Source organism: Halopseudomonas litoralis, from assembly GCF_900105005.1.
Taxonomy (GTDB): Bacteria; Pseudomonadota; Gammaproteobacteria; order Pseudomonadales; family Pseudomonadaceae; genus Halopseudomonas; species Halopseudomonas litoralis.
Window position 1 is genome coordinate 2102419 of the sequence record NZ_LT629748.1, and the last position, 13818, is coordinate 2116236.

The window sequence follows — 13818 nt, forward strand, 5'->3', positions numbered from 1 at the left end:
TCAGTTCCCTAGTGTCTGCGCGAGTGCATAGTTGGTGACGTTGTTGATCAGCGCTTCTGCGGAGAAGAAGCCGGGCAGAATGGAGATCTCCTGCTCGATGCCTGGCGTCAGCGTCAGCTCGCTGCCCAGGCCGGCGACGGATGCGGTGCGCGGGCCTGCCTGGGTTTGTATGATCGGGGCCATGTGGGTCAGGTGCGAGCGCAGGTTCTTGGTGTTGTCAACCATCATCAGCAGCAGGTCGATATCGGAGCGGCTGAATCCGGTCTGGCTGGCCTCAAGGATCAGGCGGTAGGTGTATTCCGGCGCCTGCGGCACCTGGTTGAACCACTCCTGGACTCTCGCTTCAAAGCCAAGGGCGCGCAGCGCTTCGAGCACGGCGCCGATGGTGCCTTTGCGTCGGTGAACCTCGATAGAGGTTTTTATCGCAGCGCGCTTCTGCTCGGATGACCAATTGGTGTCCCATACGTCGACCGATACCGCTCTGGCCAACCACGGCAGCAAGTTCTCGGGGCAGGTGTCTGCGTTCCAGATCTGGCGGAGCGGTACCGGGATGCCGTCGAATCGAGTGGCGACCTTTTCAAGTGCGCTTTCGAGGGCGGTGGAGCTGGGAGGCAGCAGACTAGACATCATAATTCTCCGCCACGGTCACCGCGATCGAGGTGCAGTAGGATGCTTGGCCTTCGCCGTTGACGATGGTCGCGGCGGGCTGGATCAAGTCCACTCGCTGCACGCCTGCCTGATGTAACGCTGCATACAGGCCGGACAGGGTGACGTCATAGGCCATGCGGTGCATGGCGTCGACATAATCTTGCGCGGCGGCCTGTGCTGCGGCGCGCACCACTTCGCTATCGGGGCCTGGGTAGGTGGTGATAACGGCTTCGATCTCGTATTCGTTCACGGCCGCCGACAGCACGGTGACCTTATCGGTCATCGGTCGGACTTTTTCAGCATTGACTGCCGCCCGGACAGCTTCGATGAGCTGCTCAGAGGCTGTCCCGTTTCCTTCTCTGCTGAGCACGTAAACCAGGACTTCTCCCGGCACCAGGCTGTCAGCGTTGGCGTCTCGAACCATGCCGCTGGCATTCAGGGCGGCAAAGACATAGCTGCCCTGGCTTCCGGCCGTGGTGAAGCCTTCAAACGAAAGCTGCACTCGGCGGCGCAAATCTTCGTTGCTTTCATAAGTCTCGGGCACCGGTGGAATCGCGCTCGGGTCCCCCGAGGCTGCAACCAGGCGCTGCACTCCGAAGTTCGCGGCGATCTGATCCAGGTCAGCGTCTTGGGCATAGGCCAGCATGAGCGCACGGCAGGACTCGTTAATGCGTTGGCGCAGCATCATCTCGTCGTAAGCCGATAGCTGCAGGATCTTGTAGGCCGGGTCTGATTCGACCAGGGCATTGAACTCGGGGTCCAGCTCGACGAGTGTGGCCAGCTTGCGCTCGAAGATGACTTCGTAGTCCAGCGCTTCGACGATGTCCGGCGGATCCAGCAGGGTAAGGTCGACCGTGGTGAAGCTGCTCATGATGCGGCCCCCATTTGTATCGCTACCTGCAGGCTGACTGGCTCATTGGTTTCTGTGCGCTCGCCTTCCAGGTCAATCAGACTGCGGCCGGCGGCGGTGCTCTGGATGCTGACACGTGACAGGCGAATACGAGGCTCCCAGCGCAGCAGTGCGGCGCAAGTGGCGGCGTACAGCTGCACTGTGGTGGATGCGTTCTGTGGCTGGTCGATCAGCTCAGGCAGCAATGACCCGTAATCGCGGCGCATGACGCGTGAGCCGATCGGAGTAGTGAGAATGTCGGTGACGCTCTGCCGCAGGTGATCAATGCCGGTCAGGCGCTTGCCGGTAATGCGGTCCATGCCGATCATTGCGGGGCCTCTGTTCTGCTGCTGCCGCGCTCTACGCCACCGTGCGTGTGCGTGACCAGATCCACGCCGCTGGCAACCACGTCCTTATCGGCTTTAACGGAGCCTTTGACGGCAACGTCCTCGCTGACGGTAACGGTGCCTGTGATGGTGACGTCGCCATGGATCGCAACGCCGCCGGGCGCGTAAGCGGTAATCTTTCCGCCGGTCGTCATGATGACGGTCATCTCTTTGCTGCCCATGTCATAGCCAAACCACGTGCCGTCGGCATAGGTGGTGCTATCCAGGGATGGGCTGACGCTGGGAGCCGGGAATTGATCGCTGTTGATGCCTACCAAAACAAATCCGGTGGCCATTTCCCCGCTGGGGCTGAACACGGTGCACTGCTCCCCCAGGCTGGGGGCGCTATGGCGGCGAACGGATCCGGCGCGGCCGACGAAGTAGCGCAGCCAGCCGGTCAGGAGGTCGCCGGTTTTCACTCGGCATCGGGTTTGGGCATGGTCCACGGCGTAAATGGTGCCAGGGCGGATCATGTTGTCGAGGCGGCGGCGTAAATCGGCGATTGGGTTCATGCCGTGGATGTTGCCGCGTTATGCGCGCGCGGGCATGGGTCTGGGTTTGTAGGATGGCGGGCTACAGCTCGGAAAGATGGTCGAGCAGGCGATCGCGGACCATATCGAGGTCGCTGGCACTGAACCCAAGCAGTTCGCGCTTGGAATACCGCACCTCTGGCGAGTTACGGGCGGGCCTATCTCGCAATCCGTACTGATGCACTCTGGCCAACCGTGCTGTGCGGCTCATGAAGGCGATACCGATGCTGCTGGCGTTGCTCTGCAGCTTGAGGTGTTTGACGGTACGCAGCTTGGTGAACATCTTGCGCTTTACCCTGCCCTGTTTGCCGCGCAAGTTTTTGGCCTTGCGCGGGGCGTAGGGGGTGCCGTCGGGGTTGCGCTGGGCGGTAATACGCTGCTGCTGGCTTTTGCGCAGGTCGCGGGCGATGCCTTGGTTTAGCTTTCGTCGCTCTCCAGGCTCCAGCTTGGCCAGTAGGGCGCCGGCCCAGTCTTCAAGGGCTTTCAGGTCGTCACTCACGGCGCAGGGCTGTCCCACTCAGCAAGTACGTTGCCAGCCGCATCAGTCGTTTGCCAGCGCCTGGCCTCGAATGGCTGGTCGATCTGCGGCTCCGGTGGATGTGTGGCCTGTAAGGTGCCGTCTGCTTGCTGCTTTACGATGACCCTCTCGGTTAACGGCAGTGTGATCGATAGATCCACTTTCTTGTTGTCGAGAATGTCGGCCTCGAACTGTACTGATTCCTTTGCCCGGGCCGGGTTTTCCATCAGCTCTCGCTGGTTGTCCAAGAGCCATGCGAACAAAGGAACAGCGATGCTGTCCGGATGGGCGGCGAAGTCGGTGAAGATCAGGTTCAAGGTGTAGCTGTATTCGAATGACAGGCCCGGCGCTGCGGTGCTGCGCATGGTGCCGTTGTCGATGAATACCAGCAGGCGGTCAGGGTTCTTGCGCAACTCAGGGATGGCTCGCGTCAAGTGCTCGCGGAGTGAATCGGGCTTGTTCATGGGTCACCTGGTATTGGTAGATGATGTCGACCTGGGCGGCGCATTCAGCCCAGGCGGCCTCGATGCGATCGGCGTCAGTCAGCAGGTCGCCGTTCTGCGCCGGGCTGGTCGCGGGCAGAATGCAGGGCGTCACTGCGGGACAGCCAAGCCTGATAATCTGCGGCGCCGGTAATGGCTGGACGGGTGCGCAGGCGCTGAGCAGTGCCAGGCAGATCAGTAGCAGACCAGTCGCGTAACAGTTGATTTTCATGGGTGAGCTCCCTAATTCGTTGTTGTCGCTGCTGCAGCTGTTGGCGGATCCCGGCCTGCTGGTTGCGGAGTGCAAGCTGGGCAGCCCGCTCGACAGCCAGCTCCTGCTCCAGCTGGTCTATCAATTGCTGGTGCCTGGCGGTCTCTCGCTTCGCCTGCAGGGACTGCCCTTGGGCGGTGGCCCGCTCTTCGATGGCGCGCTCGATGCGGCTTTGCTGGCTCCAGATCAGCAGGCATAGCGCCGCGATAAGGCCGGCGCCGTACAGGGCCTGCCGTAGCGCGCTCATGCGGCAGCCTGCAGGTGCTCAGCATGCCGGGCATAGGCGCGCTGCAGCTTCACGTCATACAGGTTGCGGGCGTAGGCCGGGCCGTTATAGATCCGCGCGAAGGCGGTCCACTTGTGCGCTTTCAGTGCTTTGTGCAGGGCTGGGTCGGCCTCGATAAACCGCACGAACGCATCAAGGTGATTGGCTTCGCTGGCCTGCATTGCTGCCTCGAAGTCGGGGGCGCTGTCATACCCGAGGTTTTTCCAGTGGAAGCCCATGATCTGGAATAGCCCCCAGCTCGCCGACTCGATCGCGCACGGTGTATCGATCATCTTTGCGCGGGCCAGTCGCGGGTATTCCGCCAAACCGCCAGCGTAGCCGCCGGGGCGTTTGTTGATCAGGCCGGGGTGCGCCTGCTCCAGTGATGCGACCCGGCCTTTCAGATCCTCTTCGCCTTCGTCCAGCAATAGCCGGCGGCGCATGATGTGGCGTTCAAACAGGATGGCTGGCTTGCCTGGAGCGAAGAACCCCTCGCCCCGGCTTTCGACTTCGTTGACGGCTTTGACTGCGGCCAGGTCGGCGCCAAGGCGATCGGCTGCGCGGACCAGGTCGGCTTCTTTCAGTAGGGCGCTGCAGTCGCTACCGGCCAGCGCCTGGAAGGTCTTGGTGCCGGCCAGGCCGTCGACTACCAACCCGGCGCGTAGCTGGAACGCCATCACTGCCGCCTCGGTCTTCTCGCCGAAGTCGCCGTCGACATACAGGCTCGCGCCGGCGCGTTTCAGTCCTGCCTGCAGGTCGCGAACCGCGTGGCCTTTATCGCCGAGGCGGAGTGTGCTGGTCATAGGATGTCTACCTTTTTCCTGATGAATTTGGCAGCAGCGGCGCGGCTTGCCTCGACGCCGAACAGACCGACCATGCATGCGAAAAACACGCCCGCCTCCGCCGGTGCGCCTATGAGTGACGGCCCATAGGAGACGCCAACGCCGAGCAGGCCGCAAAGTGGGGCTTCAAGTGCCAGCTGGCGGAACCGTCCGCCGCTGTAAATGATTCGCCAGATGGCCACCAGCATGGCCAGTGCTCCGGCATACAGCGCCGGGAAGTTGTGTTCCAGCCAAGTGGCAAGCCACAGCCAGGTTTCCGGTCTATCAGGCATGCGCTTCATTCCTTTGTCCCCGCGGGGAATTGCTGGTGTCAGTCCCATAGGTTCACTGTGCCGGCCTGCTCGGCCTGCTCCTCGATCTCTGGAAGGGCGACTGGATAGCCGGCGGGCAGAAAGGTGCCCATATCCGCCAGCCCGTGGTTTGCCTCTAAAACAGCCTCAGTAACACCTGCGGTGCGGCCGTAATGCCGCCAACAGATCGCGTCTACGGGCTCGTTTTTGTTGGCGCGGACGATGTCCATCAGATCAGTTCAACCGTGCTGCGTGCGCGGCCGGCAAGGTCGCGGATGGCCCACCAGGCGTCTCGCCGGAGCTCGTCAATACTGGGGGTCAGCGCTTCGGCGTTTCGGTCGCCATCGGCGCTAGTGTCGTAGCTGCGGTATCGCTCAACCAGTTCAGCGCCGGCGATGCATGTCACGGCGCGGTTATACAGAATTACAAGGCGGCTGACGCCGTCGATTTCGGAACTTGGAATGTCTTCCAGGGCGTGGTGCTGCGCTGCATGGCCTGCTTTGTAGGCGGCAAGCTCTTGGTTGACGCTGAGCATGGCATTGACCAGGGCGGCCTCCAGGCGTGTGTCGGTGACGGCGCCGTCCAGTCTCAGTCTTTCGCGGGCAATGTTCGCGTCGATGTCTGGGAACCAGTCATCGTTGGTTAGGGTGAAATCTGCAGTTTTTCCGCTAGCGACGAATGCGCTCATGATGCTGCTCCAAGTCGCCGGTGGGCGGGGTGCGCAGCAAGGGAGAAATCAGCCCTGCTTTGCACCCCGCGCCGGCGGGCGCTGGGGGGACGCTCGGTTAGCCGATAGTTTCGGCGTGTTTCTTCAGCAGGCGATCGACCTTTTCCAGGTCTTTCTTTCCGCCGCAATTACTGTGCAGGTCAATGGCGCGGACTAGGTTGATGCGGGCCTGATCCAGGGTGACTGCATACAGCTCATCTGTCGGGTTGGCTTCGGCATACACCAGCAGCGCTTTTCCGATGGCCAGGTGCAGCTTGGCGCGCGCCTCATCTGGCATATCATGTTTGGCTGTCAGCTCCATTGCCGTGTAAAGCACCGAGCTGTCGAAGTCCTCGCTGGCCTTGAGCTTGTTCAGCGCGCCATTGGCCACTTCTTCAGCGAGTAGGCAACCAGTGGTTCGTGCAAAGCGGTCGGGCATCTTCAGCGAGTGCTCAAGCACATAGGCGCCAATGGCCAGAGCCTGGGCATAATCACCGGCATCGATGCACCAAACCATCAGGGTGGTCAGTACTTCATCCTGAGCACCTTTGCCGGCAGCCAGAACGCCTTCGATATACGGGGCGTACGCAGGGATCAGCTGACGCTTCAGCTCCGCCTTACCCTGCTGCGACTGCACCTGCTTTAACCGCAAGCGGTCCTGATTCAGCGCCATCAGTTGATGTTCGTACGCCGTCGCCCCTTCCATCGACATGGCAGGCTCGACTGCTGCGGACTCCAGAGCTGCGCGTTTGCGCAGCTGGTTGCGTTGGGCTGGGCTCAGCATGGTTATACCGCCTCGATGTTTTCTACCAGGGCCGCCAAGCCGAAGTCTTCGATGACGTAGGCGTCGTTGGATGACTGGTAGTCACCGATACGATCGTACTCTGGCTCGTCTTTGACATGGCGGCGGCGCGCACCTTCCTGCCAGTAAAGGGACAGGTTCGACAGGGTGGTGACCAGCACGGTGCCATCGGGGAAGAAAGGCGCGTCGACAATCGGCAGGCCGCCCAGGCGGGCCTTGCTGATGATCTCGTCGGTCGCGTTTTCCTCCTGGTTGGAGTTGGCGCCTTTCTCGACTGCGGACAGGAGTTTGCTGTGGAGCAAGCCGCGATCGACCAGCACCACCAGGTCGGGGTGCTTGCGGTGCCATGGGTCCAGCATCTGCACGGCGTCAAAGACCAGGCCGTCCAGGGTTTTATAGTCCCCGGCAGCGCCAACAGTGACCTTGCCAGCTACATCGCCCTCGTCCATGACCCGGTCTGGCGCGCCAGTGCGCATCTTCTGCAACCAACCGATATTGACGTCCTGCAGCAACTGGTTGGTAGCGCGACTGGTTGTCGTCGCAGCCGACGTGCCGTTGAAGCCGACCATGATGCGGTCCAGCGCTTGGCGCTGTGCTACTGCGCCGGATAGCCGGGTCTGGAAGTCGGGGAACTTGGCCCAGGCGTCAAGCAGCGCATAGGGGAAGGCGATGTCGAAGTCGGTTTTTTTACAGGCGTAGCTGTCTTTCGACAGCGCGTGAACGTCGCGCGGGTGGCGGCGCTTGTTGTCGGATGTGTCGGTGCGGCCGGCGATAGTGCCGTTCACGCCAAGCAGCAGCGCTTCGCCGGTCATATCGGTAACGCCGATGACGTTGACCCGCTGCAGTAGCCCGCTGGCTTCCTGAATGGCTGTTTCAAGGCGCTGCTGAACCGTCGGCTCGACTGCGAACTTCTCGGCGGCCGATGCGACGCCGTTGACCTTAGCTACCTGCCCCAAGTATTGGGTAAATGCTATCCGTGTTGTGTTGCGCATAATGTTCTCCGAAGGATCCGTATCAGTACTGGGTCAGGACGGTATCGCCGCCGCCGGTGGCAGGGGGGCGCTGGGTTTGATTTGGGTCAGCTTGGTTGCTGAGCTTGGTGGTCAGCTCTGTCAGCTGGCTGCTGAGCTTTTCAATTTTCTCGGCAGCCGCCTTATGGCTTTCTTGCAGGCTGGAGAAATCGTCGTTCTGCTTGCTGGCATGGTTGGCCAGCGCCTCGACGGCATCAGTCAGCTCGGAGAATTGGGCGTCATCCTTGACCGTTTTTTCCTTGCTCTTGCTGAGGAGATCAGCGACACGCTTGAATATGCCGGTGGCCTTAGCATCGTTTTCGCTGGTCTCCTCAAATTCAATTTCCGCCTCTTCCGCGGCGGTGAACAGGTTGTCTTCGTGCGTCTTGCGTTCTTTCAGTGTCCCGTGCTGCGCGCTGAACGCCAGGGCTTCAGTGCCCAGGCTGGCGGGGGAATCCGTGACAGCCATGCCGACCAGGTAGGCCTTGCCGGTGTCTGCGAACTTTTCCCGGACTTCGATTGAGGTGTAGATCTTCTGTCGATCCTTATTCAGCGCGAGCAGCGCTTCGTTGGGCTCGATCTGAGCGTACAGGGCCAGCTTTTTCTTGCCGCCGATTTCGACTTCTTCAGCTTTCAGTGCCAGCACGTCGCCGTAAGCGCCGAACTCCCCGCCCGGCCAGGACCACTTGATGTGTTCGCAGTTGATTCTCGCGCCATAGGTCTTTGGGTCGTACTGCGCGGCCATTTCTTCGATCCATGAGCGCTCGATCTGGCGGCCATCCGTGGTGGCGCCTTCAGTGGCGACCTGGAACCATTTGGAGCGGAATTTCTTCTTCATGCGGCAAACCTCAATGTGGCTACGTGGTGGGCGTAGGAGTTGAGGCCATGGTCGGCATGCAGCGCCGCGCGGGCAATGGGGTCGGTTTGTAGGGGCGGGCTATACAGTGGCAATGCCGTGTAGCTATCGCGCGCGGGCGTCAGCATCTGCGGCATGAATACATCAATCGAACTTTCTTCTCAACGTGATAACCGGCGCCAGTCCAAATTTCTGTACTGGATGGGTTGGCGCGTTACCGATATCGCCGACCTGCTTGGCGAGAAAGAAAAAACGCTGCACACCTGGAAGAGTCGCGACGAGTGGGATCGAGCCGACTGCGTCGAGCGGATCGGCGGGGCCCTGGAGGCTCGGCTGGTTCAGCTGATCCTGAAGGACGGCAAGTCCGGTGGCGACTTCAAAGAGATCGACCTGTTGCATCGACAGCTGGAGCGGCAGGCACGAATTCAGCGCTACCAGGAGGGCGGTACCGAGGCAGATCTGAATCCGAATATTGCCAAGCGCAACGAGGGGCCGAAGAAAAAGCCCCGGCGCAATGATTTCAGCGAGAAGGACATCGAGACGCTGACCGAGGCGTTCACCGACGGTTGTTTTGGATACCAGCTGGACTGGTTTCGCGCGGGAAATCAGCGAACCAGGGCAATCCTCAAGTCGCGCCAGATCGGTGCGACCTATTACTTTGCCAGGGAGGCGCTGCTCGATGCCCTGGCCACCGGGCGCAATCAGATCTTCCTGTCAGCATCAAAGAATCAGGCACATATCTTCAAGGGCTACATCCAGGCGTTCGCCCGGGATGTATGCGGTATCGAGTTGACCGGCGACCCTATCGTTTTAGGCAATGGCGCTGAGCTGCACTTTCTTGGAACAAACGCGCGCACTGCCCAGGGCTACCACGGCAACTTCTACTTCGATGAGTTCTTCTGGACCCACCGTTTCGACGAGCTCAACAAGGTGGCCAGCGGCATGGCGATGCAGAAGCAGTACCGCCGCACCTACTTTTCGACCCCGTCGAGCATGGCGCACGAAGCGTATAGCTTCTGGACGGGTGAGCGATTCAATAAGGGCAAGCCCGCGGCACAGCGGCTGTCGATCGATGTGTCCCATGATGCGCTGCAGCAGGGTCGGCTTTGCGAGGACAAGCTCTGGCGGCAGATCGTCACCATCCTTGACGCCCAGGGGCGCGGCTGCGACCTGTTCGATATCGAGGAGCTGCGCCAGGAGTACAGCGCTGACGCTTACGCCAACCTGCTGATGTGCCAGTTCGTTGATGACGGGGCCAGTATCTTTCCGCTGGCCATGCTGCAACCGTGCATGGTCGATAGCTGGATCGAGTGGGCGGAAGATTACAAGCCGTTCGCCATGCGCCCGCTGGGTGATCGGCAGGTGTGGGTGGGTTATGACCCGGCCGAAACCGGCGACAGTGCCGGACTGGTAGTCGTCGCGCCTCCCTTGGTGCCTGGCGGGAAATTCCGCGTACTGGAGCGGCATCAGTTCCGCGGCATGGACTTTGCCGCGCAGGCCGAGTCGATCCGGCAGGTAACGATGCGTTACTGGGTAACCTATATCGGTATCGATATGACCGGTATGGGCTCGGGCGTAGCGCAGCTGGTCAAGAGCTTCTTCCCAAATCTGACCACCTTCAGCTATTCGCCTGAAGTAAAGACCCGCCTGGTGCTCAAGGCCTATGACGTCATCCACAAAGGCCGGCTGGAGTTCGATGCCGGCTGGACTGATCTTGCCTCTTCGCTGATGGCGATCCGCAAAACCACCACGGCCAGCGGCCGGCAGATGACCTATACCGCCGGCCGCACCGATGAAACCGGGCATGCAGATCTAGCCTGGGCCCTATTCCACGCACTGCACAACGAGCCGCTGGAAGGCATGACCTCCCAGAACACCAGCTTCATGGAGACATTTTGATGACTAGCGAAACACCTGCAACCGCCCCGGCCAGCAACGCGGGCATCGAGGCATTCACCTTTGGCGATCCGGCTCCGGTGCTCGATGGCGGCGACATGCTTGATTACTTGGAGTGCTGGTGGAATGGCCGGTGGTACGAGCCGCCGATCAGTCTGGACGGGTTGGCCAGGTCCACCAAGGCCAGCGTCTACCTGCAGTCCGGGCTGACCTTCAAGCGCAACATGCTGAGCCGCACCTTCATTCCTCACCGGCTGCTGTCCCGGGCCGCGTTTGAGCAGTTCGCTCTGGATTGGCTCTGGTGCGGCAACGCCTATCTGGAGCGTCGCCGCTCGATGATCGGCACATCAATCACGCTGCAGCCGGTGCTGGCCAAATACATGCGCCGCGGCGTCGATCTGGACAGCTACTTCATGGTTCGCGGCTGGAAGGATGAACACGAATTCGATAAAGGCACCATCTGTCACCTGCGCGAGGCTGACATCAATCAGGAAATATATGGTCTTCCGGAATGGCTGGCGGCTCTGCAGTCCGCTTTGCTGAATGAGTCGGCCACACTCTTCCGCCGCAAGTATTACAACAACGGATCCCACGCCGGATTCATTCTCTACATGAACGACCCGGCGCAGAACGAGGGTGACGTCAACGCTCTGCGTGAAGCACTGAAAAACGCCAAAGGCCCGGGCAACTTCCGCAACCTTTTCGTGTATTCACCGGGCGGCAAGAAGGACGGCTTGCAGGTGATCCCTGTCAGTGAAGTGGCTGCAAAGGATGAGTTCAGCAATATCAAAAACATTACCCGGGATGACATGCTGGCGGGACTGCGGATCCCGCCGCAACTAATGGGCGTGGTGCCGACCAACGCTGGGGGCTTCGGATCAATCCGGGATGCCGCCCTGGTCTACGCAGCGAACGAACTGGAGCCTATCCAAACCCGCATGCTGCAGGTCAATGACTGGCTTGGTGAAGAGGTGATTCAGTTTAAGCAGTACGAGCTGCCAGGAGGGTCTGACAGCTAAAGCGTTGCTCACCAAGAAGCCGCCTTCGGGCGGTTTTTTTGTGCGTGTGAGGCTTGAAAGTAATGTGCTATAGACCGAAAAGGCCCCAGTTAATCATAGCATTCGCGGGTATCAAGCGCTACCGAAACCGCGCTGCTCCAGCAAATTCAGGGCCTGCAGCCTAATCCGCAACTGGTAAATGACGGGCGCCTGCAGCTTGGGTCGGCAGCTGGTCGGGCGGCCAGCCCCGGAGGCGCATCACCTGGCGCGCGCCATCTTCCCCCCACCTCACCTGCGGGCTAAATAGGGCGCTTTTTCTTCGCCCCTTCAGGCGTGCCAGGGCAAGGCCCGACGCGGGCTGGGTGCAGCCGATCGGCTTGCTGGCTTTCCTCGGAACCCTTCAGGAGCGGAGGATTTCAAGGCAGCGCAAAGCAGCTGGGCCGGCGTTTTTTCAGGTCGCCATCGGAAAAGGGTAATATGGTAATGCGGCGCTTGAAATCAACTATATCTCTTTGATTTTATTGAAGTTTCCGCATTACCATGCAGAGGTAATAATGGGTAATTTAGAAGGTAATATTTATGTAACTCGTTGATTCTATTGATGTTTGTTTTTGTCAGATATTACCCTCTGTAAAGGTAATGCCATTACCTTTGTATTACCAATAAATTACCTTTCTTAAATACTTCTAACCGTTTGATTTCATTGGGTTACAGAGCGTTTCGGCGTCACACCTTACCGATATTACCCTTTTCCGATGGCTCCATGGAAAAACGCTAATAGCGCTAACGCGGGCGCATATGCGCGCATTTCTATGTAAAAAGCACAGGCGCTCACACAAAAAAGGCCGCACACTGGCGGCCTCTCAGCATTAAAACTCGCTCACTCGTCCGGCTCTACCAAGCTGCCGAGCAGATCGGCATACCATTGCATCATGTGCCTGCGCTGCTCCAGGTAGATGGCTTTGTTGTAGACCCCGGCGACACCCTGTTCAACGTGCGCAAGTTGCGCCTCTACATGCTCGCGAGCGAAGCCGTTTTCACGCAGCACTGTGCTGGCAATGTGGCGGAAGCCGTGCCCGGTCTGTCGGCCGCCATATCCGAGCCGTCGCAGGGCCATGCTGAACACCATGTTGCTGCGCGGCTTGGCTCTGTCGTTTCTACCAGGGAAAAGTAGAGGACGAGCCCCGTTCAAATAATGCAGCTGCTGCAGCAGCTCGACCGCCTGGGCGGACAGCGGCACAACGTGGTCCCTGCGCTTCTTCATCCTCTCAGCCGGTATGCTCCACAGCCGAACAGCGAGATCGAACTCTGCCCAGGTCGCTTCGCGCAGCTCGCTGGGGCGAACACACGTCAGCATCAGCAGCTGCAGGCCTATCGATACATCAGTTGCATGGGGGTAGGACTTGATGGCAGTGATCAGCTCCGGCAGTTCTGCCAGGGTAACGTGGGCATAGTTCTGCGCAGGCCGGGTGGACAGGTACTTATGCAGCCCTTCTATAGGGTTGTGCACCGCGCGCCCGGTGACTCTTGCCAGGTCATATATGTCCCGGCAGTAGCGCCGGACGTTGCCGGTCTGATCGATGATGCCCTTCTTCTCCATCTGGCGGAAAAAGTCCATCCATTCGATCGGCATAATATGGGTGAAGTCGCGCGCGCCCATTTTCGGGAAAACATGAAGCTCCAGCGAGCCGATGATGCGGGTTGCAGTGCCTGGCTGCCATGAGTGCTTTCTGGCGGCAAACCATTCTCTGGCCAGCGCCTCAAAACTCTGGCCTGCCGCTATACGGGCCTCCGCCCTCGCCGCCTGGCTGGTGACGATCTCCCTGCCGGCAGCCAGTGCCGATCGATGTTCCGCCGCTTTCTGTCGAGCCAGCGCTCCGCTGGTTTCCGGATATGCACCCACGCCGGCCCAGCTCCACCTTCCGTCTGGCCGCTTGTATCTGAATTCCCAGCTTTTATGGCCGTTCGGCTTCACCCGGAAATAGAGCCCGCCGCCGTCATGCTCGCGATAAACCTTTGACTCCGGCTCCAGGCTGGCCAGCACCGTATCAGCCAGCGGCCGGCGCTTGATCTCACTTCTTTTCATCCGTGTATGCCCCAGTTCGAAGAAAGCACGGGCATACACGCTGGCATACACGGCTGAGTGGGCTGGAATGATGCAACATGAGACGACCTGAAACAACAAAGCCCGCACGGGGCGGGCTTTGTAGGGTGGTTATGATGCAACTTGAGACTACCTGAAACATGCAATTGGTCGGAGCGACTGGAATCGAACCAGCGACCTTCTCGTCCCGAACGAGACGCGCTACCAGGCTGCGCTACGCTCCGTATTCGTGATGCGGCATTTTACATAATCGTTGCTTTTTCACAAGAGGATTATGGAAATTTTCTTTTGCTGCCCGGTGCTTAGCCGGATTTTCACCCTGCCCG

Annotated in this window: 17 protein-coding genes, 1 tRNA gene and 1 pseudogene; 2 read left to right on the forward strand and 17 right to left on the reverse strand. The window is 60.0% G+C overall.

The features are described 5' to 3' along the window. The 15 genes and pseudogenes from BLU11_RS10195 to BLU11_RS10260 form a co-directional block, all read right to left on the reverse strand. Positions 1–627, reverse strand: coding sequence for a phage tail protein I (locus BLU11_RS10195; protein WP_157718656.1), 627 nt, complete (start codon positions 625–627; stop codon positions 1–3). Continuing rightward, positions 620–1519 (reverse strand): baseplate assembly protein, encoded by a 900-nt coding sequence (locus BLU11_RS10200; protein WP_090273239.1) that lies wholly within the window; start codon positions 1517–1519, stop codon positions 620–622. Before BLU11_RS10200 ends, BLU11_RS10195 begins: the two co-directional genes overlap by 8 nt. After that, positions 1516–1866, reverse strand: a complete 351-nt coding sequence (locus BLU11_RS10205; RefSeq protein ID WP_090273240.1) for a GPW/gp25 family protein — start codon at positions 1864–1866, stop codon at positions 1516–1518. The genes BLU11_RS10200 and BLU11_RS10205 overlap by 4 nt, the downstream gene beginning before the upstream one ends. Further along, positions 1863–2435, reverse strand: coding sequence for a phage baseplate assembly protein V (locus BLU11_RS10210; protein WP_231702189.1), 573 nt, complete (start codon positions 2433–2435; stop codon positions 1863–1865). Before BLU11_RS10210 ends, BLU11_RS10205 begins: the two co-directional genes overlap by 4 nt. A 61-nt stretch (positions 2436–2496) precedes the next feature. Continuing rightward, on the reverse strand, positions 2497–2952 hold the full coding sequence (locus BLU11_RS10215; RefSeq protein WP_090273242.1) for a phage virion morphogenesis protein: 456 nt from the start codon (positions 2950–2952) through the stop codon (positions 2497–2499). Beyond that, positions 2949–3434: a phage tail protein gene (locus BLU11_RS10220; RefSeq protein ID WP_090273243.1), complete on the reverse strand. Its 486-nt coding sequence runs from the start codon at positions 3432–3434 to the stop codon at positions 2949–2951. The genes BLU11_RS10215 and BLU11_RS10220 overlap by 4 nt, the downstream gene beginning before the upstream one ends. Next, complete coding sequence (lysC, locus tag BLU11_RS19540; RefSeq protein ID WP_407920253.1) at positions 3385–3678, reverse strand: Rz1-like lysis system protein LysC; 294 nt, start codon at positions 3676–3678, stop codon at positions 3385–3387. Before lysC ends, BLU11_RS10220 begins: the two co-directional genes overlap by 50 nt. Continuing rightward, positions 3560–3970: pseudogene (gene lysB / locus BLU11_RS10225) on the reverse strand (Rz-like lysis system protein LysB); the annotation flags it as partial. The pseudogene lysB and the gene lysC, both read right to left, overlap by 119 nt. Continuing rightward, entirely contained in the window at positions 3967–4791 is an 825-nt protein-coding gene (locus BLU11_RS10230; RefSeq protein WP_090273245.1) for an N-acetylmuramidase domain-containing protein, read from the reverse strand. The gene BLU11_RS10230 and the pseudogene lysB, both read right to left, overlap by 4 nt. Further along, the gene (locus BLU11_RS10235; RefSeq protein WP_090273246.1) at positions 4788–5102 is read right to left on the reverse strand and encodes a phage holin, lambda family; all 315 of its coding nucleotides are present in this window, start codon (positions 5100–5102) and stop codon (positions 4788–4790) included. The genes BLU11_RS10230 and BLU11_RS10235 overlap by 4 nt, the downstream gene beginning before the upstream one ends. A 38-nt stretch (positions 5103–5140) precedes the next feature. After that, positions 5141–5350: a tail protein X gene (locus BLU11_RS10240; RefSeq protein WP_090273247.1), complete on the reverse strand. Its 210-nt coding sequence runs from the start codon at positions 5348–5350 to the stop codon at positions 5141–5143. Then, on the reverse strand, positions 5350–5808 hold the full coding sequence (locus tag BLU11_RS10245; protein ID WP_090273248.1) for a head completion/stabilization protein: 459 nt from the start codon (positions 5806–5808) through the stop codon (positions 5350–5352). Before BLU11_RS10245 ends, BLU11_RS10240 begins: the two co-directional genes overlap by 1 nt. A gap of 97 nt (positions 5809–5905) precedes the next feature. Beyond that, the gene (gpM, locus tag BLU11_RS10250) at positions 5906–6610 is read right to left on the reverse strand and encodes a phage terminase small subunit (protein WP_090273249.1); all 705 of its coding nucleotides are present in this window, start codon (positions 6608–6610) and stop codon (positions 5906–5908) included. Positions 6611–6612: 2 nt separating this feature from the next. Then, positions 6613–7620, reverse strand: coding sequence for a phage major capsid protein, P2 family (locus BLU11_RS10255; protein WP_090273250.1), 1008 nt, complete (start codon positions 7618–7620; stop codon positions 6613–6615). A gap of 22 nt (positions 7621–7642) precedes the next feature. Then, complete coding sequence (locus tag BLU11_RS10260; RefSeq protein ID WP_090273251.1) at positions 7643–8476, reverse strand: GPO family capsid scaffolding protein; 834 nt, start codon at positions 8474–8476, stop codon at positions 7643–7645. 153 nt (positions 8477–8629) lie between these two features. On the opposite strand from BLU11_RS10260, the gene BLU11_RS10265 reads away from it, so the two are divergent. Both BLU11_RS10265 and BLU11_RS10270 read left to right on the forward strand, forming a co-directional pair. Continuing rightward, positions 8630–10393 (forward strand): terminase ATPase subunit family protein, encoded by a 1764-nt coding sequence (locus tag BLU11_RS10265; protein WP_090273252.1) that lies wholly within the window; start codon positions 8630–8632, stop codon positions 10391–10393. Next, complete coding sequence (locus tag BLU11_RS10270) at positions 10393–11409, forward strand: phage portal protein (RefSeq protein WP_090273253.1); 1017 nt, start codon at positions 10393–10395, stop codon at positions 11407–11409. The genes BLU11_RS10265 and BLU11_RS10270 overlap by 1 nt, the downstream gene beginning before the upstream one ends. 859 nt (positions 11410–12268) lie before the next feature. Here BLU11_RS10270 and BLU11_RS10275 read toward each other — a convergent pair. Both BLU11_RS10275 and BLU11_RS10280 read right to left on the reverse strand, forming a co-directional pair. Continuing rightward, a complete protein-coding gene (locus tag BLU11_RS10275) occupies positions 12269–13474 on the reverse strand; it encodes a tyrosine-type recombinase/integrase (protein WP_090273254.1) in 1206 nt (401 codons plus the stop codon). Between the two features lie 165 nt (positions 13475–13639). Next, positions 13640–13716: transfer RNA gene (locus tag BLU11_RS10280), tRNA-Pro, on the reverse strand. Positions 13717–13818 lie beyond the last annotated feature (102 nt).